This window comes from Roseomonas sp. AR75, from assembly GCF_005222815.1.
In the GTDB taxonomy this organism is placed as follows: Bacteria; Pseudomonadota; Alphaproteobacteria; order Acetobacterales; family Acetobacteraceae; genus Falsiroseomonas.
In genome coordinates this window covers 1,063,832-1,086,248 of the sequence record NZ_STGB01000004.1, presented here as the reverse complement: position 1 = coordinate 1,086,248, position 22,417 = coordinate 1,063,832, and the positions used below count along the sequence as shown (strand labels likewise).

The 22,417-nt window shown below is 71.6% G+C and carries 26 protein-coding genes and 1 pseudogene; 6 read left to right on the top strand and 21 right to left on the bottom strand.

All coding sequences use genetic code 11. From position 1 onward, the window contains the following. The first annotated feature begins 10 nt into the window (after nt 1-10). The 3 genes and pseudogenes from E4T13_RS19185 to E4T13_RS19175 all read left to right on the top strand — a co-directional run bounded on the left by E4T13_RS19185 (nt 11) and on the right by E4T13_RS19175 (nt 1,880). A complete protein-coding gene (locus E4T13_RS19185) occupies nt 11-913 on the top strand; it encodes a branched-chain amino acid aminotransferase (protein ID WP_137179870.1) in 903 nt (300 codons plus the stop codon). A gap of 13 nt (nt 914-926) precedes the next feature. After that, a pseudogene (locus E4T13_RS19180) lies at nt 927-1,475 on the top strand (N-acetyltransferase family protein); the annotation flags it as partial. A gap of 51 nt (nt 1,476-1,526) precedes the next feature. Next, the gene (locus E4T13_RS19175; protein WP_137179868.1) at nt 1,527-1,880 is read left to right on the top strand and encodes a nuclear transport factor 2 family protein; all 354 of its coding nucleotides are present in this window, start codon (nt 1,527-1,529) and stop codon (nt 1,878-1,880) included. Between the two features lie 13 nt (nt 1,881-1,893). Here E4T13_RS19175 and E4T13_RS19170 read toward each other — a convergent pair whose 3' ends face one another. The 10 genes from E4T13_RS19170 to E4T13_RS19125 all read right to left on the bottom strand — a co-directional run bounded on the left by E4T13_RS19170 (nt 1,894) and on the right by E4T13_RS19125 (nt 10,574). Next, on the bottom strand, nt 1,894-3,339 hold the full coding sequence (locus tag E4T13_RS19170; protein ID WP_206030230.1) for a hypothetical protein: 1,446 nt from the start codon (nt 3,337-3,339) through the stop codon (nt 1,894-1,896). A 5-nt stretch (nt 3,340-3,344) separates the two neighbouring features. After that, a complete protein-coding gene (locus E4T13_RS19165; protein WP_137179867.1) occupies nt 3,345-3,803 on the bottom strand; it encodes a molybdenum cofactor biosynthesis protein MoaE in 459 nt (152 codons plus the stop codon). Between the two features lie 5 nt (nt 3,804-3,808). Further along, the gene (moaD, locus tag E4T13_RS19160) at nt 3,809-4,060 is read right to left on the bottom strand and encodes a molybdopterin converting factor subunit 1 (protein WP_137179866.1); all 252 of its coding nucleotides are present in this window, start codon (nt 4,058-4,060) and stop codon (nt 3,809-3,811) included. A gap of 12 nt (nt 4,061-4,072) precedes the next feature. Further along, nucleotides 4,073-4,741, bottom strand: a complete 669-nt coding sequence (locus tag E4T13_RS19155; protein WP_137179865.1) for a hypothetical protein — start codon at nt 4,739-4,741, stop codon at nt 4,073-4,075. Between the two features lie 52 nt (nt 4,742-4,793). Next, entirely contained in the window at nt 4,794-5,408 is a 615-nt protein-coding gene (pgsA, locus tag E4T13_RS19150; protein WP_137179864.1) for a CDP-diacylglycerol--glycerol-3-phosphate 3-phosphatidyltransferase, read from the bottom strand. A gap of 68 nt (nt 5,409-5,476) precedes the next feature. Then, complete coding sequence (locus E4T13_RS19145; RefSeq protein WP_137179863.1) at nt 5,477-6,055, bottom strand: YqaA family protein; 579 nt, start codon at nt 6,053-6,055, stop codon at nt 5,477-5,479. Between the two features lie 94 nt (nt 6,056-6,149). Further along, entirely contained in the window at nt 6,150-8,030 is a 1,881-nt protein-coding gene (gene uvrC / locus E4T13_RS19140; protein WP_137179862.1) for an excinuclease ABC subunit UvrC, read from the bottom strand. 293 nt (nt 8,031-8,323) lie between these two features. Continuing rightward, nucleotides 8,324-8,728, bottom strand: a complete 405-nt coding sequence (folB, locus tag E4T13_RS19135; protein ID WP_240791198.1) for a dihydroneopterin aldolase — start codon at nt 8,726-8,728, stop codon at nt 8,324-8,326. Further along, nucleotides 8,725-9,501, bottom strand: coding sequence for an SDR family oxidoreductase (locus E4T13_RS19130; RefSeq protein WP_137179860.1), 777 nt, complete (start codon nt 9,499-9,501; stop codon nt 8,725-8,727). The genes folB and E4T13_RS19130 overlap by 4 nt, the downstream gene beginning before the upstream one ends. Before the next feature lie 53 nt (nt 9,502-9,554). After that, nucleotides 9,555-10,574, bottom strand: a complete 1,020-nt coding sequence (locus E4T13_RS19125) for a dipeptidase (RefSeq protein WP_137179859.1) — start codon at nt 10,572-10,574, stop codon at nt 9,555-9,557. 184 nt (nt 10,575-10,758) lie between these two features. On the opposite strand from E4T13_RS19125, the gene E4T13_RS19120 reads away from it, so the two are divergent. After that, nucleotides 10,759-11,187, top strand: a complete 429-nt coding sequence (locus tag E4T13_RS19120) for a cyclic nucleotide-binding/CBS domain-containing protein (RefSeq protein WP_137179858.1) — start codon at nt 10,759-10,761, stop codon at nt 11,185-11,187. Nucleotides 11,188-11,346: 159 nt separating this feature from the next. Next, nucleotides 11,347-11,697, top strand: coding sequence for a hypothetical protein (locus E4T13_RS19115; RefSeq protein WP_137179857.1), 351 nt, complete (start codon nt 11,347-11,349; stop codon nt 11,695-11,697). On the opposite strand, the gene E4T13_RS19110 is transcribed toward E4T13_RS19115, so the two are convergent. Genes E4T13_RS19110 through E4T13_RS19095 form a run of 4 tightly spaced genes read right to left on the bottom strand, consistent with a single transcriptional unit; the run spans nt 11,698 to nt 14,976 of the window. Next, nucleotides 11,698-12,429, bottom strand: a complete 732-nt coding sequence (locus tag E4T13_RS19110; RefSeq protein ID WP_137179856.1) for a pyridoxine 5'-phosphate synthase — start codon at nt 12,427-12,429, stop codon at nt 11,698-11,700. It lies immediately after the preceding gene. Next, entirely contained in the window at nt 12,426-13,415 is a 990-nt protein-coding gene (gene pdxA, locus E4T13_RS19105) for a 4-hydroxythreonine-4-phosphate dehydrogenase PdxA (RefSeq protein ID WP_137179855.1), read from the bottom strand. The genes E4T13_RS19110 and pdxA overlap by 4 nt, the downstream gene beginning before the upstream one ends. Nucleotides 13,416-13,471: 56 nt before the next feature. Beyond that, nucleotides 13,472-13,792 carry a hypothetical protein gene (locus E4T13_RS19100; RefSeq protein ID WP_137179854.1) on the bottom strand — a complete coding sequence of 107 codons (321 nt, stop codon included), beginning with the start codon at nt 13,790-13,792 and terminating at the stop codon, nt 13,472-13,474. A gap of 32 nt (nt 13,793-13,824) precedes the next feature. Continuing rightward, nucleotides 13,825-14,976: an aminotransferase class V-fold PLP-dependent enzyme gene (locus E4T13_RS19095; RefSeq protein WP_137179853.1), complete on the bottom strand. Its 1,152-nt coding sequence runs from the start codon at nt 14,974-14,976 to the stop codon at nt 13,825-13,827. A 61-nt stretch (nt 14,977-15,037) separates the two neighbouring features. On the opposite strand from E4T13_RS19095, the gene kynA reads away from it, so the two are divergent. Further along, entirely contained in the window at nt 15,038-15,874 is an 837-nt protein-coding gene (gene kynA, locus E4T13_RS19090) for a tryptophan 2,3-dioxygenase (RefSeq protein WP_137179852.1), read from the top strand. Between the two features lie 3 nt (nt 15,875-15,877). Here the strand turns inward: kynA and E4T13_RS19085 are convergent, their stop codons facing one another. From E4T13_RS19085 to E4T13_RS19055, 7 genes are all read right to left on the bottom strand, one after another. Further along, nucleotides 15,878-16,189 carry a DUF6285 domain-containing protein gene (locus tag E4T13_RS19085; protein WP_137179851.1) on the bottom strand — a complete coding sequence of 104 codons (312 nt, stop codon included), beginning with the start codon at nt 16,187-16,189 and terminating at the stop codon, nt 15,878-15,880. After that, nucleotides 16,189-17,190: a phosphotransferase family protein gene (locus E4T13_RS19080; RefSeq protein ID WP_137179850.1), complete on the bottom strand. Its 1,002-nt coding sequence runs from the start codon at nt 17,188-17,190 to the stop codon at nt 16,189-16,191. Before E4T13_RS19080 ends, E4T13_RS19085 begins: the two co-directional genes overlap by 1 nt. Further along, nucleotides 17,183-18,388, bottom strand: a complete 1,206-nt coding sequence (locus tag E4T13_RS19075; protein WP_137179849.1) for an acyl-CoA dehydrogenase family protein — start codon at nt 18,386-18,388, stop codon at nt 17,183-17,185. The genes E4T13_RS19080 and E4T13_RS19075 overlap by 8 nt, the downstream gene beginning before the upstream one ends. A 159-nt stretch (nt 18,389-18,547) precedes the next feature. Then, nucleotides 18,548-19,324: an SDR family NAD(P)-dependent oxidoreductase gene (locus E4T13_RS19070; protein WP_240791197.1), complete on the bottom strand. Its 777-nt coding sequence runs from the start codon at nt 19,322-19,324 to the stop codon at nt 18,548-18,550. A gap of 67 nt (nt 19,325-19,391) precedes the next feature. Continuing rightward, on the bottom strand, nt 19,392-19,784 hold the full coding sequence (locus E4T13_RS19065; RefSeq protein WP_137179848.1) for a response regulator: 393 nt from the start codon (nt 19,782-19,784) through the stop codon (nt 19,392-19,394). A 10-nt stretch (nt 19,785-19,794) separates the two neighbouring features. Then, the gene (locus tag E4T13_RS19060; RefSeq protein WP_137179847.1) at nt 19,795-21,357 is read right to left on the bottom strand and encodes a sensor histidine kinase; all 1,563 of its coding nucleotides are present in this window, start codon (nt 21,355-21,357) and stop codon (nt 19,795-19,797) included. Between the two features lie 148 nt (nt 21,358-21,505). After that, complete coding sequence (locus tag E4T13_RS19055; RefSeq protein ID WP_137179846.1) at nt 21,506-22,417, bottom strand: DUF6282 family protein; 912 nt, start codon at nt 22,415-22,417, stop codon at nt 21,506-21,508.

Below are 22,417 nucleotides of genomic sequence, written 5' to 3'. Positions count from 1 at the left end.
GGAATGCCCGATGTCCCTGGTGCCCTTCGACGACCGCGACGGCTGGATATGGCAGGACGGCCACTTCGTTCCCTGGCGCGACGCGCGGCTGCATGTGCTGACCCACGGCCTGCACTACGCCTCCGCCATCTTCGAGGGGGAGCGCGCCTATTCCGGCCATATCTTCAAGCTGCGCGAGCACACCGAGCGCCTGATCGCCTCCGCCCGCATCCTCGGCTTCGAACTGCCCTGGACCGCCGCGGAGATCGATGCGGCCTGCCAGGAGACGGTGGCGCGGAACGGCCTGACCGACGCCTATGTCCGCCCCGTCGCGTGGCGTGGCAGCGAGCAGCTTTCCGTCGCCGCGCCGCGCAGCCAGGTGCATCTGGCGATCGCCGCCTGGGCCTGGCCCAATCTGTTCGGCGACAACCGCATGAAGGGCGTGCGGCTGGACTGGGCGAAGTGGAAGCGCCCGCATCCGGAGACCGCGCCCACGGCGTCCAAGGCGGCCGGGCTCTACATGATCGGCACGCTCTCCAAGCACGCCGCCGAGGCCGCAGGCTTCGACGACGCGCTGATGCTGGACTGGAAGGGCGACATCAGCGAAGCCACAGGCGCCAATGTCTTCCTGGCGATCGACGGCGCGCTGCACACGCCGACGCCGGTGAACTTCCTGGACGGCATCACCCGCCGCACGGTGATGGCGCTGGCCCGCAAGCGACAGATCGCCGTGGTGGAGCGGACCATCCCGCAGGCCGACCTGGCGAAGGCGAGCGAGGTCTTCCTGGCCGGCACCGCGGCGGAGATCACACCCGTGCGCCAGGTCGGCGAACACCGCTTCACGCCGGCCGGGATCACGGCGACACTGCTGCAGGACTACGAGGCGCTGGTCCGCCTGCCACCGGAGGAGGTGGCGATGCGGCTGGCGGCCTGAACGCCGCCGCCGGGCGGGAAGGAGGACGGCCTTGCCGCTGCGGCTCCGCGCCGCGCGCCAGACGGATGCGGCGACGATCGCCGCGCTGCACCTCGCCTCCTGGCAGGATTCCTATCGCGGCCTGCTGGAGGACGCGTTCCTCGACGGCGAGGCGCCGGACGCCATGGCCGCGCACTGGGACAGGGCTCTCAGGCTGCGGCCGCTGCCCGGCGTCGTCGTGCTGGCCCTGCTCGGCGGCGACGCCGTGGGGTTCTGTGCGGCCTGGCGGCACGGTCGGATCGCGCATGTGGACAATCTGCATGTGCGGCCGGGCCTGCGCGGGGCGGGGATCGGTCGCACCCTGCTGCGCGAGGCGGCGCTGCGCCTGCAGGCGCGCGGCTGTGCCGAGGCCGACCTGCGGGTCTTTGCCGAGAACACCGGGGCGCTGCGCTTCTATCGCACGCTCGGCGCCCAGGTCGGCCCGCCCGAATACGGCACCAGCTTTGGCCAGCCGGTGTCGGAGCGGCGCTGCGCCTGGGAGGACATCGGACGCTTGATCGCCGCCGCCGCGAATCCGCGATGACAAGCGTCACACATCTTCCGTAGCCTCGCGCGATTCCCGAAGGAGGACGCCATGACCACCCGCGAAATCGCAGAGGCCTTCGCCGCGCTCTGCAAGGATGGCAAGCATGAGGAGGCCGGGGCGCGCTTCTGGTCCGACGACGTCGTCTCGATCGAGGCGATGGATGGGCCGATGGCGCGGCTGGAGGGACGTGCGGCGGTGAAGGGCAAGAGCGACTGGTGGTATGCCAACCACGAGTTCCATGGCGGCGCGACGCATGGGCCCTTCGTCAACGGCGACGCCTTCGCCCTGATCTTCGAGATGGACGTGACCGCAAAGCAGACCGGCGAGCGCACCCAGATGAAGGAGATCGGCCTCTATACCGTGCGCGACGGCAAGGTGGTGGAGGAGCGCTTCTTTTATTGAGTCTTCCGGCGCCTCAAGCGCCGGCGCGCCCTCCGGGCGCTTGGCTTGCGCGCCACTCGGCGCGGGCCGCATTCGCGGCCTCGGCCGGGCCTGGCCGGCCGGCAGGTCCGACGCTTCGGCTGTCCTCGCGCGGCCCGGCGCGCGGCAGAAGGGCGAGCGCGGCGATCACGGGCATCAGCCACAGGATGCGCGCCTCGTAGCGGAGATGCGGCTTGGAGAGGGCGCCGGTCGCGAAGGCGTTCGCCGTGACGCCGACCAGCAGGCCGACCACGAGGCCGAGGCGGCGCAGATCATGCCGCAGCGCCGCGCGCCACCATGCGAGCAGCGCGAGCGCAGCGCCGAGCAGCAGCACCGGCCCGTGCAGCCACAGCACCGGCGCGACCGCTTCGCGCAGCAGGCCGCGCGGCTGCAGCGCGGCGTCGTAGGCGGCACGCTCGCGCGGCGGGAACGCCTCCGCGATGCGCGGCCGCAGCGCGGCGCGGAGATGGTCGTCGCCCAGCGTGTCGCCCGCCGTCGCCATGCCGAGCTGCGCCAGCGTGTTGCGCAGCATCGCCTGCGCCACCTCGAGCGGGCGGCTGCGCAGCGTCTCCGCGACGATCGCGCCCGCCTCCACCGAGAGCAGCGCACCGCCGAGGAAGCGCGGCGTGCCGTCCGGGCCGCGGTTCACCGGGCTGTCGGGCGACCAGAGGAAGGCGTCGCTGTCCATCGGAAGCCTGTCGGCGAAGGCGCAGAGATACCAGCCGGAGTCCGGGCAGCGCGCGCGGATCACCGCCGCCGCCGGTCCGTCGGCCTGCAGCCGCGCCAATGCGAAGGTCGCGCCATGCGGCGAGAGCACGGCGCGACCATGCCCCCACCAATTCGTCGCAAGCAGCAGCAGCACCGCGCCCAGGATCGGCAACGCGGTGCGCAACGCCGGGCGCAGCCGGCGCGTCAGCAGCAGCGTGATGACGACGACGGAGGCCGCCAGCGGCAAGTGGGACAGATGCGCCGCGATGCCGAGCGTGGCGATGAGTGCCACCAACCACGTTTCCGCGCGGGTCAGCGCATCGCGGCAGAAGCCCAGCAGCAGCAGCGCCAGCAGCACCGCCGGCGCGAAGACATCGGGCATCAGCAGCGCGACGGTGAAGGGCGCGGTGGTGAGAAGCGCCGCCGCCGCGCAGACCGCCAGGTGCAGCCAGGGCGCGGCCGCGCCGCGCAGCGCGCGCTGCACCAGCCACAGCAGCCAGGACATCATGGCCGCCTGCGCCGCAAGCGGCGCCCAGAGCGTCACGCGCCAGTGGAAGGCGTGCAGCACCGGGCCGTAGATGTGCGGCTTGTCCCAGATCACCAGCGGGCCGGAGGGCGGCGGCGCGGTCTGGTGCAGGAAGGCGCCGGTGTCGCTGAACACCAGCGGATAGCCGTTCAGGAAGGCCGGCCAGGCCAGCAGCAGCGCCCCGGCCAGGACAGCGAGGATGCGCACGGGGATCAGCGCGCCCAGCGTTCTGCCGCGGCGTCGTCCTCGGCCTTCGCCTCCACCCAGCGCTCCGCGCCGCCGGCGAATTCCTCGCGCTTCCAGAAGGGCGCCTTCGTCTTGAGCCAGTCGATCAGGAAGGCGCAGCTTTCCAGCGCGGCCGCACGATGCGCGCTTGCGGTCAGCACCAGCACGATCGGATCGCCCGGCACGAGGCGCCCGTGGCGATGGATCACCGTGCAACCCGTCAGCGGCCAGCGCGCGCAGGCCTCCTCCGCGATGCGCGTCAAAGCGCGCTCGGTCATGGCGGGATAGTGCTCCAGCACCATGGCCACGAGTCCGCCATCGCCGCGGCAGATACCGAGGAAGCTGGCGAGGCCGCCGACATCCGTACGCCCGCCCTGCAGCCGCGCCGTCTCCGCCGCCAGGTCGAAGGGCGCTGCCTGCACCAGGACGCGGGGCGTGACGGGCATCGTCGTCACCCGCCGGTCACAGGCGGGAAGAAGGCGACCTCGTCGCCGGGCTGAACCGGCTGGGCGGGCGTCGCGAAATCCTGGTTCACCGCCGCGCGCACCTGACGCGGGTCGGCGAAGGCGGCGGCGTGCCCGGCGCTGCGGCCGGCCAGCCAGGCGATCAGGCCGGCGACATCGCGCACCTCGGCCGGCGGGGAGACCTCCTCCTCGGCGAGGCCGATCTTCTGCCGGACCCAGGCAAAATAGAGAATCTTCACGGCGCGGCGCCGCTAGCGCGGCGGCACGACCCGGGTCCGGGCCTGGCCGTCGGGCCCGATCCAGGTCTCGACATTGCCGTCGCGGATCACCGCGCTGCTGCCCACGCCGGGCTGCGTCGCGCCGGTGATGTTGCCCGCCGAGCCGGTGCCGATGGCCGGGCGGCCGGCGGGATCGGTCAGCACCCTACCCTCCGCGCGCGGCGGCGGCGGCGGGGCGACGGCGCGCGGCGGCTCTGCCGCGGGAACGCGGCTGGCCTGGGACGGCGCCGGCAGCGGCGCGATCGGATCCGAGGAGCCGCGCGCATTCGGCGTCGGCACCGGGGAGCGTGCGGGAGGCACCGGCTCGATCAATTGCGGGCGGTATTCGGGGATGTTCCGGAAAGCTTCTTCCGGGCCGCTCATCAGCGTGGGCCGCGGCGCTTCCTGCTCCGGCCAGACATTGCCGGGCTCCGGCAGCATCGGCGCGCTTTCCACCTCGTTGCCCCGCACGCGCTGGACCGTGACGCTGTCGGTGGTGACGATGGTCGGGCCGCGATTGAAAGGCGACCACATCGAATCGACGAAGCCGACATCGGGCCGCGAGCAGGCGCCGAGCAGCAGCGCCAGGCCGAGCGCCGGCACGACGCCACCCATGCCGGTGGGGCCGGGGACCTTGCGGGCGCTGCGGTTCGCAATGAGCATGGGCCGTCCCGATCGTGGGTTTGCAACAAGATGCGGCCGTTGGGCCGAAGCCTCAAGAGCGCGCCGGTTCGCTCGGCTGGTTGGTGCGTCCCGGCTCGTCGGCGCCGACATGGCGCAGCCCGGCCTGGAGATAGTCCCAGCCGGTCACGAGCGTCAGCACCGCCGCCGTCCAGAGCATCAGCTCGCCGATCAGGGAGACCGGCAGGAAGGACAGGTGCAGCACCGAGGCTGCGGTGTCGCCGGCCAGCAACGTGCCGAGCGCGCCCATCTGGAAGCCGGTCTTCCATTTCGCCAGCCGCGTCACCGGCAGGCCGACCGCGAGCCCGGCGAGGTATTCGCGCAGGCCGGAGACGAGGATCTCGCGCAGCAGGATCACGATGGCGGGGAACAGGCCGAGCATGCTCAGCCGCCCCATCCCGGCCAGCAGCATCAGCGCCGCGCCGACCAGCAGCTTGTCCGCGATGGGGTCCAGCATGCGCCCGAAGGCGCTGGTCTGCTGCCATTGGCGGGCCAGCTTGCCGTCGAAGTAGTCGGTGATGGCGGCGGCCGAGAACACGACGCAGGCGGCAAGGTCGCCCCAGGGTTCGCGCAGCGCCGCCAGCGCGACGAGCACGGGGATCGCCGCGATGCGCGACAGCGTCAGGAGGTTCGGCAGATCCGTCGGCATGCGCTTCCCCTGTAGCAGAACGGCGCGCGCCGGGCGAGGCGGACGGGCATGCCCTGCCGGTCCCGCGATCACACGTAGCGCAGCGCCAGGAAGCCCAGGATCACCAGCGCCGCGGCGGTGCTGGTCACCAGCACCAGGCGGCGCTCGATGAAGTCGCGCACCGCCGGCCCGAAACGGCGGATCAGTCCGGCGAGCAGGAAGAAGCGGGCCGCGCGGGTCACCAGGCTGGTCAGGAGGAAGGTTGCGAAATCCATCTTCGCGGCGCCCGCCGCGATGGTGACGATCTTGAAGGGGATCGGCGTCAGCCCCTTGATCAGGATCACCGCGGCGCCCCAGCGCTGGAACCAGTCCTCGAAGCGGATCAGCGCGTCGGCGTAGCCATAGGCCGTCAGAACCGGCTGGGCGACGAGTTCGAACAGGAAGAACCCCAGCGCATAGCCCACCACGCCGCCGAGCACCGAGGCGACGGTGCAGATCGTGGCGAGCTTCCAGGCCTGGTCCGGCCGGGCCAGCGCCATCGGCACCAGCATGGCGTCGGGCGGGATGGGGAAGATGCTGCTCTCGGCGAAGCTGACGGCGCCGAGCCAGAAACGCGCCTGCGGGCGCTGCGCGAGGTCCATGACGCGCGCATAGAGGGCATGCAGCAAGGCGGGCGGGCTCCGGCGGGGCAGCCCAGCATTGCGATGGTGATCCGGGGCGCTGCAAGCCGGGGGCGCGTGACATTCGCTACATGATCGGGCGTCACCCATCCGTCGGGTGGAAATGCCCGTAGATCTTGCGCGCCACCGCAGGGCCTATGCCCGGCGCATTCTCCAGATCCTCGAGGGCGGCGTTGCGCACCCCGCGGGCGGAGCCGAAATGGTTGAGGAGCTTCCGCTTCAGCGCGCTGCCCACGCCGGGGATCTCGTCCAGCTCGCTGCGGGTGATCGCCTTGGACCGACCGGCGCGGTGGGACGCGATGGCGAAGCGGTGCGCCTCGTCCCGCAGGCGTTGCAGGTAGTAGAGCACGGCATCCCGCGGCGGCAGCTGGAACGGCTCCTTGCCGGTCTGGTGGAACCATTCGCGGCCGGCATCGCGGTCCGGCCCCTTGGCGATGGCAACCAGCGGGATGTCGTGCAGCCCCATCTCGTTCAGGATCTCCCGCGCCGCCGAGAGCTGGCCGGCGCCGCCATCGATCAGCACCAGGTCCGGCCAGGTGCCGCTCTCGCGCTCCGGATCCTCCTTCAGGGCGCGGCCGAAGCGGCGGTCGAAGACCTCGCGCATCATCGCGAAGTCGTCCCCCGGCTTCGCATCCCGGATCCCGTATTTGCGGTAGTGCTGCTTCAGGAAGCCGGCCGGGCCGGCCACCACCATCACGCCATAGGCATTGGTGCCCATGATGTGGCTGTTGTCGTAGACCTCGATCCGCTCGGGCGTGTCGGGCAGGTCGAACAGCCGGGCGACGCCGCCGAGCAGTTCGGTCTGCGCCGCGCCCTCGGCCATGCGGCGCTCGATCGCCTCCCGCGCATTGGTGGCGGCGTGCTCCACGGCCGAGCGCTTCTCGCCGCGCTGGGGCCGGTGGATCTCGACCTTCCTGCCGGCCTTCAGCGCCAGCGCCTCGGCCAGGATGGCGCCATCCTTCGGCTCATGGCTGACCAGCACCAGCGGCGGGGGCGGCAGGTCGTCGTAGAGCTGGGCGAGGAAGGCGCCGAGGATCTCTTCCGGCGACTGGTCGGTCTTGGCATGCGTCAGGAAATACGGCCGGTTGCCGTTGTTCCGGCCGCCCCGGAAGAAGAAGACCTGGACGCAGGACTGGCCGGCCATCTGGTGCAGCGCGACCACATCGGCATCGCCGACGCCGTCCAGGTTCACGCGGTCGCGGCCCTGCACATGGGTCAGGCCGCGGATGCGGTCGCGGAGCGCCGCCGCGCGCTCGAATTCCAGCTTTTCCGCCGCCGCTTCCATCTCGGCCGCCAGCCGCCTCTGGATGCTGGGCGTGCCGCCGCTGAGGAACTCCTTCGCCTCACGCACCAGCGCGGCATAGTCGGCCTCGCTGATGCGCTTCACGCAGGGGGCGGAGCATCGCTTGATCTGGAACAGCAGGCAGGGGCGGGTTCGGCTGTCGAACACCGTGTCGCGGCAGGAGCGCAGCAGGAAGACGCGCTGCAGCGCCGTCAGCGTCTGGTTGACCGCCCAGGCGGAGGCGAAGGGGCCCCAGTAGCTCGACCCCTTGCGCCGCTCGCCGCGATGCTTGGCGATCTGCGGATAGGGGTGGTCCTCGTGCATCACCAGCCAGGGATAGGATTTGTCGTCACGCAGGACGATGTTGAAGCGCGGCCGCAGGCGCTTGATGAGATTGGCTTCCAGCAGCAGCGCCTCGGCCTCGCTGGCGGTGGTCACCACTTCCAGGCTGCGGGTCTCGTGCACCATCCGGCGCAGGCGCTCGGGCAGGCGGGAGATCTGCGTGTAGGCGGCGACGCGGCGGCGCAGGCTGCGCGCCTTCCCGACATAGAGCGCGTCGCCCTTGGCATCGAGCATGCGATAGACGCCCGGCGCGAAGGGCAGGGTAGGCAGCGCACGCTCGATCGCCGCCCGCCCGGGCGGGACAGGGGCAGGCTCCGGGGTGTCGGCCTCACAAGTCATGCGTGCAGGATATGGCCCGGCCGCGATGCCGCGCCCAGCCGCGGGAGGCGCGACGTTGTCCACCGAAGCTGTGGACAAGTCTGTGGGCGGAACGGGGCCAAAGCCCCGGGAACGGCCGTCATCCGCCAGTCACATCGCCGTGCACGTATTTTGTGCAGAATTGTTAACCTATTGATCTGGCGTGAAAAAGCTCTGTGCCGGATTGCCATGCTGCCACCGGGAGGGCTGCAACCCGCATTGCAGCGCGTCATCTCACGAAGGCGTCAAGTCGGTGGACAAATCACGCTGCCGGCTCACAAGTCCTTCAGGTGCCTGCGCCTTTCCACCATGACCCCGACGCCGGCGACATCCATGAAGGCCTCGGGTTTCTCAACCGTTACGCGAGCCCGTTCCACCCGGTCATCGGCCAGCGCGGCGGCTGCGATGCGCTCCGCCAGCGTCTCGACCAGGAGAACATGCCCCCCCGCGACGACGTCCCGCGCGAGTTCCACCAGGCGCTGGTAGTCCACCACGCGCCGGAAGTCATCGGGGCCCACCGCCGCCGGCGCCGCCTCGTCCTGCACCAGCAGTTCGACATCCACGCGGATGCGCTGCGGCGCGGCCTTCTCATGCGGGTGGATGCCAAGCCGCGCCATCAGTTCCAGGCCGCGGACGAAGACCACGCGGCGGCCGCGCTCGGCATCCGGCACATACATCATTCCACCATGTCCATCGGGTCGCGCATCGGGGCCCATTGCAGATGCTGGCCGCCATCGAGAGCGATCATCTGCCCGGTCATCGAGGGCAGCGACAGGATCGCCAGCAGTGCCGCCGCGACCTCCTCCGGCGAGGTGGCGCGCCGCAGCGGCACGGAAGCGGCCTGGCGCGCGAAATGCTCCGCCGTCTGGCGCGGCGAAGGCAAGGCAGGCCCCGGCCCGATGCCGTTGACGCGGATGCGCGGCGCCAGCGCCAGGGCCAGCGTCTGGGTCAGCGTCCAGAGCGCCGCCTTGGAGACGGTGTAGGAGACGAAATGCGGCGTCAGCGACCAGACCCGCTGGTCCAGCAGGTTCACCACCACGCCTTCCCGCCCCTGCGGCAGCGCCTTCGCCATGGCCTGGGCCAGCACGAAGGGGGCGCGGAGATTGGGTTCCAGGTGGCGGTCCCAGCTTTCCCGCGTGGCGTCGTCCCATTCGTCGCGTTCGAAGGTCGAGGCGTTGTTGACCAATACCCCGACCGGCCCGAGCGCCGCCTGGGCATCCGGCAGCAGCCGCGCCACCTCCCCCTCCTGCGCCAGGTCAGCGCGCAGGGTGGCAACGCGGCGACCCCGGGCACGGATCTCGGCGGCGGTCGCCTCGGCCTCCGCGCCGCTGGCTGCATAGTGCAGCGCGATGTCGAAGCCGGAATCGGCCAGGGCCAGCGCCATCGCGCGGCCAAGGCGCTTCGCGCCGCCGGTGACGAGCGCGGCGCGGGGAATCGTGTCGGGGATCGGCATGGCCGCGCGCAGATGGGGGCGTCCGGCGTTGCTGCCTATGGCACGGCGCCCGATCAGCCGGCCTGCCGCGCGGCCAGGCGCATCAGGCGTCGGAAATTGCCGCTCCAGAGCAGGCCGATCTCCCGCGCGCCGTAGCCGCGGCGGTGAAGCTCGGCAGTCACCGCGCGGGAGCGGGCGGCATCCGGCCAGTCGCTGAGCCAGCCGCCGCCGTCGAAATCCGAGGAAAGGCCGACATGGTCGATCCCGATGCGGCGGACGGCATGGTCCACATGGTCCACGTAATCGGCGACCGAGGCAGCAGGCCCGTTGCCGCTGGCCGCCGGCGGCTTGAGGAACGCGGAGACGGCGGTGATCTGCACCAGGCCGCCGACCGCCTTCAGGGCGTCGAGTTGCGCGTCGTCCAGGTTGCGCGGATGCGGCCGCAGCGCGGCGCAGCAGGCATGGGTGGCGACGATCGGCGTGCGGGAGGCCTCGGCCGCCTGCAGCATCGCCGCGCGGGACGCGTGGCTGACATCCACCAGCAGCCCGACGCGGTTCATCTCCGCGATCGCCTGGCGGCCAAGCGCGGAGAGGCCGCCGTGACGTTCCGCGGCGTCGCCCAGGTCCTTGCGCGGGATGGCGCTGTCGGCAAGCAGGTTGTGGCCGTTATGGGTGAGGGTGACATAGATCGCGCCGAGGCGGCGCCACTGCGCCAGGCGCCCGAGGTCGTTCCCCATGGCGTAGCCGTTCTCCACGGCCGAGAGCACGGCCAGCCGGTCCGCGGCCTTCGCCCGCTCGAGCGCGGGCGCATCGGCGCAGAAGTCGCGGTCGCCGCCGGCGGTGGCGGCAATGTGCCGCAGCATCGCCTCGGCGCGGGCCGCGGCGGCGGCGTGGCCCTCCTCGGTCAGCGGGCCCTGCGGGACATAGGCGATGAAGACCACCGCCCCGAGCCCGCCACGGCGCATCTTGCCGAAATCGACATGCCGCTTCGTCTCGCCCGCCGGGTCCGGCGGGTCGGGCCAGGGGATGTCCACATGGGTGTCGAGCGTCAGCGTCTCCGCATGGATCCGCGCGGCTTCCTCGGTCTCGGACACGTCGATGGGGTTCTCCTCGCGGCGGAGGCTGGGATGGGGCGGGGGCCGCGTCAACCGGTCGGACCCTCCCACGGCGTCATGACTTGTCTGTCATGGAGGCGTCGCGCCATCATCATGGTCCCGTCACACGATCCGGCCCCTGCGCTGCCGGCGTGGCGGCGGGCAAGGACCATCGGAGGACGCGATGCGCGACCGGCCGCTCGAAGACGTGGTGCTGCACCGCCGCAACCCGGTGACGCTTGGACCCGACGCGACCGTACAGGACGCCTGCCGGGCGATGCGGGCGAACCGCATCGGCTGCGTGCTGGTCACCGATCCGGCCGGCAAGCTGCTCGGGATCTTCACCGGGCGGGACGCGATCTGCCGGATCGGCGCGGAATGCCTGCCCCCGGCGGAGACGCAGCTCGCGGACGCCATGACTCGCGACCCCGTCACGCTGGCGCCCGGCGCCGGGGCGATCCAGGCACTGCGCCTGATGCAGGATGGGGGCTTCCGCCACCTGCCGCTGGTGCAGGACGGGGTGCTGGTCGGCGTGGTCTCCCGCGGGGATTTCCGCGCCGTGGAGCATGCCCGGCTCAACGAGGAGAACGGCTACTGGGAGATGCTGCGCTGATCCGGCGCGCGCGGCGCCGCGAGGTACATGGCTGCCGGATTGAAGTTTCGTGAGGATGAGACTTGCAGCGGGCCTGGTGCGTCCCCATCCCAGATGATGCATGGCGCGGCGGGCGCCGTGCGGCATGGTCGATGGATCGTCAGAAGGAGCGGGCGCGGAATGCCTCATGTCGCGGTGCAGCCTGTGGTGAGGGCCGAGCCCGGCCTCGTCATGGCGGCTATGGCCGAACTCGCCGAGGGCGGGATGGCCGAGCGCATGCGCCTCGATGCCGGGGCGCGCGTGCTGGTCACGGCCCGACGGATGCTGGCGCTGGCACCGCGGGAGGCCGCCTCGGCCAAGGCGGCCGAGGTCGTGCTGCGCGTGGCGCGGAGCTGGGATCCGGCCGCCACCACCGCCTCGGAACATGTCGAGGCGCTCGCCCCCGCGGAGCTCGACCGGTTCCTCGCCGCCGCTCCGCGCTGGGCGGCCTCGGTTCGGGCCGCGACCACGCCGGAGCGCCGCGCCGCCTGATCAGCCCGCGCGGGCCTCGGCAATCAGGCCCTTCATGCGGCGCACTGCTTCGGGCAGGCCTGTGAACACTGCCTGGCCGACCAGGAAGTGCCCGATCGAGACTTCCGAGACCTCGGGGATGCGCGCGATGCCGCCGATGGTCTCGAAGGAGAGGCCGTGGCCGGCATGGCAGGCAAGGCCTGAGGCCGCTGCGATGCGTGCCCCTTCCGCGAGGCGCGCGAGCAGCGCGGGACGGTCTTCCGGCGCGGCATCGGCATAGGCGCCGGTGTGCAGTTCGATGGCATGCGCGCCGAGGGCGGCGGCAGCCTCGATCTGCGCCTTGTCGGCCTCGACGAAGATCGAACTCCGGATCCCGGCGGCGTTCAGGCGCTTGATCGCGCTGGCCAGGAACGGGCCGGCGCGCAGCAGGTCGAGGCCGCCCTCGGTGGTCAGTTCGGCGCGCTTCTCCGGCACGATGCAGCAATCGGCGGGCTTCAGGCGCTCGGCGATGGCGACCATCTCCTCGGTCGCCGCCATCTCCAGGTTCAGCGGCGCTGCGATGGCCGCCCGCAGGCGTTCGACATCGTGGTCGCGGATGTGGCGACGGTCCTCCCGCAGGTGCACGGTGATGCCATCGGCACCGGCTTCCAGCACCGCCTGCGCCGCGGCCAGCGGATCGGGGTGGGTGCCGCCGCGGGCGTTCCGCAGCGTCGCCACGTGGTCGATGTTGATGGAGAGTTTGAGCGGGCTCATGCGGCACCTCCTTCGGCACGGTGTCGGGCCATGTCGGCGGCCATGCGCAGCGCGGCGATCAGGCTGCCGGGATCGGCGAGCCCCTTCCCCGCGATGTCGAGCGCGGTGCCGTGGTCCGGGCTGGTCCGAACGATGGAAAGCCCGAGCGTCACATTCACCCCGCCATCCATGTCCAGCGTCTTGACGGGGATCAGCGCCTGGTCGTGATACATGCAGAGCGCGCAGTCATAGGTCGCGCGCGCCCGCGGCGTGAACAGCGTGTCGGCCGGCAGCGGCCCGCGCGCGGCGATCCCCGCCTCGCGCAGCGCGGCGACGGCGGGGGCGACGATCTCGATATCCTCGCGGCCCATCGTGCCGTCCTCCCCGGCATGGGGATTCAATCCGGCGACCACCAGGCGCGGCGCGGCGATGCCGAAGTCGCGCCGCAGCGCCTCGGCCACCACCAGGCCCTGGGTGACGATGGTCCGGGTGGTCAGTTCGGCGGCGGCGCGCTTGAGCGACATGTGGATGGTCACCGGCACCACGCGCAGCCCGGGGCAGGCCAGCATCATCACCGGCGGCACGCCCGTTCCGGCGAGCTCGCCGAGGAACTCGGTATGGCCGGGATGGGGGAAGCCGGCGGCCGTCAGCACGGATTTCTGGATCGGGTTGGTCACCACCCCGCCCGCGCGTCCCGCCTTGGCGAGGGCGACCGCCTGCTCGATGGCGGCGATGACGGCGGGCGCGTTGCGCGGGTCGAGCTTGCCCGGGGTCGCCGGCGCGGCGAGCGGCAGCGGCAGCACGGGGAGCGCGTGGGGGAAGGCCTCGGCGGCCTGGTCCGGCCGCTCGATGATCGCCAGCGGCGCGCCCGGCAGCAGCGCCGGATCGCCGACGAGGAGAAACACGGGTCCCGCGGCGCGGACGGCGCGCCAGGCGGCGAGCGTGATCTCGGGGCCGATGCCGGCGGGCTCGCCCATGGTCAGGGCGAGAGTGGAGGGAGCCTTCATCGACTTCCCTCTGCGCCCGCCTCGTCAGACGGGCAAGGGCGATGCCATGCGCGGCGTTACCCTGCTCCGTCGCGCTCCCTCCCGCGCACCGGATGTGCCAGGGCCGCGAAGATCGCGACCAGCAGCCCAACTCCAGCCACGCAGACACTCAAGATCGCCAACCACGTAAAGACGTACCAGAACTTCGGGTCACTCGTGCCGGGCAAGAGAAAGGCGATGCCCACCGCCCAGATCGCGGCCGTGCTGAGCGCCGCGATGGCCCATCGCCGGCTTCGCAAGAGGAAGGCCAGCACGAACAGGGCCGGTGCAAGGAACGGCGCCAGGAATACCGCAAGGAACAGCCCCACGAAGGACAGCAGGCCGGACAGGGTCGCCACGACGTCTCTCCCGCGATCTGGGCAGCCGCAGACTACGCCGCGATCCCGCGCATCCTGTCCAGCAGCGCGTCCACCTCCGCCGCCGTCTGGTAGATCCCGAAGCCGAAGCGCAGCCGCGTTGCGCGCCGGTCCGTGACGATGCCGGCCGCGGCAAGCCGCGCCTGGAACACCTCGGCGTCGGGCAGGTCGAAGGTCAGGAAATTGCCGCGCCGCTTCTCGTCCAGCGGCACGACCAGCGCCGCCGGCTCGAGCCCTGTGTCGCCCAGACCGCCCACGAAGCGCGCCTGCAGCGCATGCGCGTGGTCGCGCACCATGGCCGCGGTCAGCCCCTGCGCATCGAACCAGCCAAGCGCCGCGGAAAGGCGATAAAGCCCCGAAGGATCGAATGTCGCGCCCATGAAACGCCATCCATCCCCGGCGTAGCCGACCTCGCCTTGCGGGCCGGCAAGCGCGCCGAAGGCGGCGTACCAGCCGGTGGCGCGGGGCCGGGGCAGCCAGCCCGGCGGGCAGTGCAGGAAGCAGCAACCCTCCCCGCCCATGGCGTATTTGTAGCCGCCCGCGGTGTAGAAGGCGCGCGAAGCCAGCCGCGACAGGTCCACCGGGCGCGCCATGAAGGCGTGGTAGCCATCGAGCACCAGCACCGCCTCGCCCGCCGCCTCGGCCAGCGCCTCCAGCCCCTCCAGCGCGAAGCCGGAGGAGAAGAAGACCTCCGAGACCCAGACCAGGTCGAAGCCCTGCCGCGCCGTCGCCGCCAGCCTCTCGAGGCAGGTTTCGTGCGGCGCGGTGGGCACGCGCGTGACCTGCACCAGCCCTTCCTCCTCCAGCCGGGCCAGTTGCCTTGTCAGGCTGTGGAACTCGGCATCCGTGGTGAGGATGCGGGGCGGGCGCCCGGTGGGCAGGCTCGACAGGATGCGGACGACGAATTCATGCGTGTTCGGCGCGAAGACCAGCGTGCGCGGATCGGGCAGGCACAGCTCGCGCGCGACCTTGACGCGGAGGCCGTCCAGCACCGGCCCGAGGATCTCCACCCATTTGTCGTCCTGCAGCCTGGCCGCGACGTCCCAGGCGGCAAGCTGCGCGGCGCGCGTGACATCGGGCCAGGGGTGGTGGCTGTGCGCCGCGAAGTGCAGCCGGTCCGGCTCGGCGCCGAGGAAGCGGGAGAAATGCGCGCGCAGGTCCAGCATGACCCGCATATGTGCGAAGCCGCGACGCGCGCCTAGATACGACGCGAAGCAGGAGGCTGCGATGGCCGAGGATTCGACGCGCGCGACGGCGGGGATCGAGACCGATTTCGCCCGCAAGATGAGCTATGGCGACTATCTCGGCCTGGATGCGCTGCTCGGGGCCCAGAAGCCGCTCTCCGGCCAGCATGACGAGCTGCTGTTCATCACCATCCACCAGGTGCAGGAGCTGTGGATGAAGCTCATCCTGCATGAGCTGGAGCTGGCGATGGACCGCATCCGCGCCGATGTGCTCGGCCCGGCCTTCAAGGCGACGGCGCGGGTCAGCCGCATCCAGAAGCAGATGATCGAGTCATGGGAGGTGCTGACCACCATGACGCCGCACGACTACCTCGCCTTCCGCGCCTCGCTCGGCAGTTCCTCCGGCTTCCAGTCCTGGCAATACCGGCTGCTGGAGATCCGCATGGGCGCGCGGGAGGCGCTGTACCTGAAGCCGCATGCGCACCGGCCGGAGTTGCACGGGCGGCTGGCGAAGGCCTTCGCGGAACCCTCGATCTACGACGAGGCGCTGCGGCTGCTGGCGCGGCGCGGCCTGCCGGTGCCGCAGGCGGTGCTGGAACGCGACCTGACCCGGCCCTACACGCCCGATCCGCAGGTGGAGGCTGCCTGGGCCGAGGTGTACCGCGACGCGCAGCGCCACTTCGACCTGTACGAGCTGGCGGAGGAGCTGGTGGACCTGGAGGACGCCTTCCAGACCTGGCGCTTCCGCCATCTGTCCACGGTGGAGCGCATCATCGGCGGCCGGCAGGGCACGGGCGGCAGCGCCGGCGTCGCCTATCTGCGCCTGGCGCTGGAGAAGCGCTTCTTCCCCGAACTGTGGAGCGTGCGCGGCACGTTGTGATGCTCAGCCCAGGGCCTTCGGCGCGCTGACCGAGGCGCGCAGCCGCGCATAGTCGCCAAGCCAGGCGCGCACCGCGTCATGCGTCGGCGTTCCGGGATCGTGGCGGCCTTCGCGGATCGCGCGCGCCAGCACCGCGAGGTCGCGCGGCGCCAGGGCGGAGAGGTCGGCCTGGGCCTCCCGCGCGGCGATCGCCATGGCGTTCGCCACCATGCGCGCGGCAAAGGCCCTTTCCGGCGGCAGGGCGGGGAGCAATTCCTTCAGCAGGACCTCGCGCGCGGTGGCCAGCAGGTCGGGACCGTCGGGGCGTTCGAGCATCAGGGCGCGTCCGCCATGGCCAGGATCTCCCATTCGAGCTCGGGCACGATGTGGCCGGTGAGGGCGAGTTCCAGGCTGCGCTCCTCGCCGGAGAGGTGGCGCTGCGCCTGGTCGGCGGCGATCACCGCCCAGCGCAGATGCGCCATCAGCTCCCACCAGCGCACGCGGGCATCCTCCACCGGGGCGCCGCTTTCGGCGGCGTAGCCCTCGTAGAGCGCGGCGCGCGGGCCGAGGCCGCCGGCTTCCTGCGCGACATTGCCGAAGCGCCAGCATTTCGCGCAGAGCCAGCCGAGATCGGCATGGCCATCGCCCCACGCCGCAAATTCCCAGTCCAGCACGCCGGTGACGCCGGAGGCGTCCAGCATCAAATTGCCGGTGCGGAAATCGTTGTGCACCAGAACGGGCGGCACCGGTGGCGGCGCGCGGCGTTCCGCGGCACGCAAGCCCCATTCGATGACCGGACGCGGCGTGCCCGCATCGTCCAGCCGGCCGCGCAGGGTCGAGATGGCGGCGCGGCCGGCATCGGCGGGCGGATCGCCGAGAAAGCCGAGATCGGCGCGCGGCGGTCGGATGCGGTGGATGCACGCGAGTTCGCGGCCGAGAGCCTGCGCGAGTTGTTCGCGCCCGCCGCCAAGCGCGGAATCCTTCACCACGCGTGGGCCGAGCGCAGTCCCTTCCACGCGACGCATGACGAAGAAGGGCGCACCGATGACGCGCGCATCGGCACAGAGATACAGCGGCTCCGGCACCGTCACGCCGGCGGCCCAGGCGGCGCGCAGCAGCGCGTATTCCGCAGTCCGAGGCAGGCTGACGGCCAGCACCGCGGCGCTGTCGGTGCGCAGCACCCAGCGCTGCGGCCCGCCGATGGTCTCGACATCGAGCGCCCAGTTCTGCTGGATCGCCCCGCCCGACAACTTTCGTGCGTTGGCGCTGCGCAGGGATGGGTCGCCCTGCGCGGCAGCAAGCCAGTCGCGCAACCGCGTCAGCGCTGCCTCATCCATGCGCGCCCCACTGGAAGAAATCGGTGCCCTCGCGGCGCAGGAAATTCGCCAGCACCATGCGATGCACCTCGCTCGCGCCGTCCACCAGGCGCGCCTGGCGGGCGTAGCGATACATCCACTCGACCGGCGTGTCCTTGGAATAGCCGCGCGCGCCGAGCAACTGCAGCGCGGTGTCCACCGCCTTGTGCAGCGCATCGGCGACGACGATCTTCGCCATCGAGACTTCCTTGCGCGCGAAGCCGCCCTGGTCCAGCACCCAGGCCGCCTTCATGGTCAGCAGGCGGCCGATCTCCAGCTCCATCGCGGCCTGGCCGATCAGGCCCTGCACGCTCTCCCGGTCGATCAGCTTCAGGCCGAAGCTGTCGCGGTGGCGGATGCGCTCCATCGCGATCTCCAGCGCGCGGCGGCCCATGCCGGTCCAGCGCATGCAGTGCGTCAGCCGCGCGGTGCCGAGGCGGATCTGCGTGAGCTTGAGGCCGTCGCCCACGCCCATCAGCACGTTCTCGTCGGGGATCTCCAGCCCGTCGAATTCCAGCTCGCAATGGCCACCATGTTCCTCCGGCCCCATGATCGGAATCCGCCGCACGATGCGCCAGCCCGGCTGGTCGGCGTGGAACAGGAAGCAAGTCAGGCCGCGCCGCTCGTCGTCGCTCGTGCGGGCAATCAGCAGGAAATGCTGCGCCTCGCCGGCGCCGGTGATGTAGTGCTTGCGGCCGGTGACGCGCCAGCGGTCGTTGCCGACGCGCTCGGCGCGCGTGTAGGTCAGGCCGGGATCGCTGCCGCAGCCATCGGGCTCGGTCATCGCGAAGCTGGACTGCACGGCGCCGTCCACGATGGGCTGCAGCCAGCGCGCCTTCTGCGCCTCCGTCGCGACTTTCTCCAGCACGATCATGTTGCCGTCGTCGGGTGCGGCGCTGTTGAACACGACGGGGCCGAAGATGGAGCGGTTCATCTCCTCGTAGCAGGCGGCCATGCCGACCACGGGCAGCCCGCCGCCGCCGCGGTGCTTCGGCATCTGCAAAGCCCACAGCCCCTCCGCCTTCGCCTCGGCGCGAAGGCGCTTCAGCACGCCCGGATGGATGTTCTCGTGCTCGTCGTAATTGGCCCGGTCGGCTTCGAGCGGGATCAGGCGGTCATTGACGAAGGCGCGGACCTTGGCCCGGACGGCATCGATATCGGGCGGAAGTGAGAAGTCCATCGGGCGTGTTCCGGCTGCGCTGGCGTTCGGCGCACAGTAGGCCCTCCACTGCGTGCGGGGGAGGGTTGAGGGGCGGCTGGGCGGGGAAGATCGCGCGGCCCCCCACCCCAACCCTCCCCCGCAAGCGGGGGAGGGAGACGTCTGGCGAAGCCCTTGGCGCTACAGCGGATTGACGCTGTGGCCGCCATCCACCGTCACCACGCTGCCGGTCATGTGGGCGCCGGCGTCGCTGGCCAGCAGCAGCAGTGGCCCCGTCAGGTCGTCCACGGTGCCCAGGCGGCGCTGGGGCACGCGCCGGATCATTGCCTGGCCCGCCTCGCTGGCGAAGAAGTCGCGGTTGATGTCGGTCTCGATGTAGCCGGGGGCGATGGCGTTCACGCGGATGCGGTGGCGCGCCAGTTCCACGCCCATCTGGCGCGTCAGCTGGATCAGCCCGGCCTTGGCCGCGGTGTAGGCCGCGACGCCGGGGATGATGCGCACCCCGCCGATGGAGGCGATGTTGACGATCGCGCCGCCCTTCCCCGCCGCGACCATGCGCTTCGCCGCCGCCTGCGCCATGACGAAGGCGCCGCGCAGGTCGACGTCCATCACCTGGTCCCAATCGGCCTCGGTCTGGTCCAGGAAGGGCCGCGTCACGGCAATGCCGGCGTTGTTCACCAGCAGGTCGCAGGGCCCGAAGCGCGCCTCCACCGCATCCAGCGCGGCGGCGATGGACGCGGCGTCGGTCACGTCCAGCGCCACCGCCATCGCACGCTCGCCCAGCGCCCCCGCCGCATCCGCGACGGCGTCGAGGCGCCGGGCGGCCAGCACCACCTGGGCACCGGCCCCGTGCAGCACGCGGGCGAAGTGCCGCCCCAGGCCGCCCGAGGCGCCGGTGACAAGCGCCACCCGGCCGGCCAGGGAGAACGAGACGGTCACGCCGCGCAACTCCGCCACCCCGCGCCGATCCGAATATCGGTCATCCGCATGCGCCCCCTTCGCTCCAGCGCGCGAGCCTAGCGCGTCAGCCCGCGGAGGGCAGCAGCCGGCGGAGCTCCTCCAGCAGGGCATCCATGTCCAGCGGCTTGGAGAACAGCGCGACGGGACCCTCGCCATCGTTGCGGAAGGCGGCGGTGCCGCCGGCGGGGGCGTAGCCCGTCATCACCACCACTGGCAGCAGCGGCGCCATGCCGCGCAGCGCGCGGATCAGCCCGATGCCATCCAGCCGCGGCATGCGCAGATCGGTCAGCAGAAGGTCCGGCATGGCGCGCCTTGCCGCTTCCAGCGCAGCCTGCCCGTCCGGCGCGACATCCACCGCATAGCCTTCGCTCTGCAACTCGTCCTGGATCGCCAGGGCCGCCAGAACCTCGTCCTCGGCCAGCAGGATACGCCGTGGCATGCTGGGCGCCGCCGTCATGCCCGGCCTCTCACGCGATCACGGCGCCAAGCGGGGCGGAAGCCCCGGGCGCCTCGGCCAGAGGCAGCTCGATGCGGAAGCAGGCGCCGCCTTCCGGCGGGGTCCAGGCCTCGATGCTGCCGCCCATCGCGCGGGCTGCCGCGGCGGCGAAGGGCAGGCCCAGGCCGATGCCACGGCCGGGATCCTTCGTCGTGAAGAAGGGATCGAAGATGGAATCGCGCACCGCCTCGGGGATGCCGGCGCCGCTGTCGCGCAGCGTGATCAGCACGCGGCCGGAGTCATCGCGCACATCCACCTCCACCCGCGCCGGGGCATTCGGCTGCAGGCGTCGCCGTTCCTCGATCGCGTCGCCGGCATTGGCCAGCAGGTTGAGTAGCGCCTGCTCCAGCCGGGCGGCGCTGCCGCGGACCGGCATCGGCGCGTTGCCGCCGCGAAGGGCCAGGCTGATCCCGCGCGCAGCCGCGCCTGGCGTGGCGGCGCGGATCGCGGCGCCGACCACCTCCACCGCGTCGAAGCTCTCCTCGACGCCCGGCTCGGCGCCGGCCAGCGCGCGGATGCGCGACACCAGTTCGCCGGCGCGCTGCATCTGCTCCTCCAGCACGGCGACGGCACGCACCAGCGCGGCCTTCGGCTCCGGCGCCAGGTCCCGCGCCACCGCCCGCACGCGCCGCAGCCAGAGCGCGGCGGTGTTCAGCGGCTGGCTCGCCTCGTGCGCAAGGCCGGCGCACATCGTGCCGACCGTGGCCAGCCGGGCGCTCTGCACCAGGCTCGCCTGCAACCGGCGTGTCGCGGTCACGTCACGGGCGGAGCCGAGCAGGCGCTCGACGCGGCCATCCGGTCCGCGCAGCGGAACCAGAACCGTCTGCCAGCTGCGCCGCCCGACAGGCAGGTCGCCTGTGAGTTCGTATTCCATCGTCTCGCCGCGTTCGGCCGCGATGCGCCAGCGCGGCAGCGCCTGCTCGACCAGGGAGGTCGGCAGCACCCGTTCCGGTGTGGCGCCGGCGAGGTCGGCTGAGCGGACGCCGAAGATCCGTTCGAAGGCCGGGTTGACCGTCTCGATCTCCATATTGCCGCCCGGCCAGACGCGCACGACGAAGACAGCCTCCGCGAGGTTCGCGATGAAGGCGGCCATGCGGGCCTCGGAGGCGCGGGCGCGGCTCTCCGCCGCCCGTCGCTCCTCCACCTCGCGCGCCAGGGCGGCGGGCGAGCGCAGCGCCAGCAGACGCGGCAGGATGGGCCAGAGCAGGACGGCGACGGCGACGGAGATCACCGCCGTGATGGCCTTCAGCAGCGTGTCAGTCGCCGGTGCCGGGCTGAACATCGTCCAGGCATGCATCAGATGGGTCAGCCCGCAGGCCGTGATGAACAGCGCGAACAGCCCGACGATCCACGGATAGGCCAGGTCACGCCGGCGCAGCAGCACCACGAGCAGCACGGCGGGAATGGAGAGATAGGCCAAGCCGATCGCCACATCCGACAAAAGGTGCAGCCAGGCCAGTTGGGGCGTGACGAGCACGCACAGGCCCGGTGCCGCAAGAGAGGGCGCCCCGAAGGCCGCCAGCGTCGAGATCATGGAGATCGATGCCTTGCGCGCAGATTGGCGCCGCGAGTGTAACGGAACGTCGCCGCCCGCGCCGCCCGTGTCCAGCACACGGCTTCGTGAGTCACGTCAGCTTGATCGCGCCGCGCGTATCGTTGCGCAGAAACACACGCGGAACGTGTCAGCCCTGAAGGCCGAAGAGGACCGCGGGGTTCGTCGAGGTCATGCGCCGGATCTCGGCTTCGCTGAACCCCACGCTTTCCACCAGCAACAGGTATTCGCGGAATGCCTCCACCGGCGGCGGCAGCAGGTAGACGCCGGCATCGGAGGACAGGATGCAGCGGTCGCCGGCCGCGCGGATGCGGGGGGCATAGTCGTGAATGGTGGCGCCGCCGGAGATGCGGTGCTTTTCCTCATCAACATGGGTCAGCCCCACCTGGGTTGCGTGGGTCAGGATGAAGAAGGTCAGCTCGACATAGCCGCCGAGCGCGGTGATGGCGCGGATCTCGTCCTCGGCGTAGCGGCTGCCATGGGTGCGCAGGCGGGTCACGCCGCGGCGCTTCGCTTCCTCCGCCAGGGCAACGGCTTCCGGGCCGGAGACGTGGCCGCAATCGAACACCACGTCGCGCTCGGCGCAGAGCTCCATGATCGCGGGCACGGGATCGGGCACCTTGCCGCTGGCCGGCACCTGGAAGGTGGTTTCCAGGAAGGCAGGGCTGCGGCCTTCCTTCTCGGCGATGTAGCGGGTGTGGTGGGTGGGCAGGCTGACGAAGCGGGCGCCGGTGCCGGGGCCGTAGCCATAGCCGATGGCGGCCTTGGCGACCTCCAGCGTCACGCCGCCCGCCGTCGGCTGCATGATGACGCCGCCGAAGGCGTGGCAGCCGAGATGGCCGAGCTCGTCATTCGCCAGCGCGGCGAAGCCCGAGGTGTTCTGGAAGTTGCACATGATGCCGATGGCGCGCATGCCCGCGGCGGCAGCCTGGCGCACCGCCTCGAACACGTTGACGGAGCGGCCGTTGAGATGCGGCGCGCAATGCACGTGGCAGTCGATGGCGCCCTTGAGCAGGTGCGATCCGGGCGGGGAGTAGGGCAT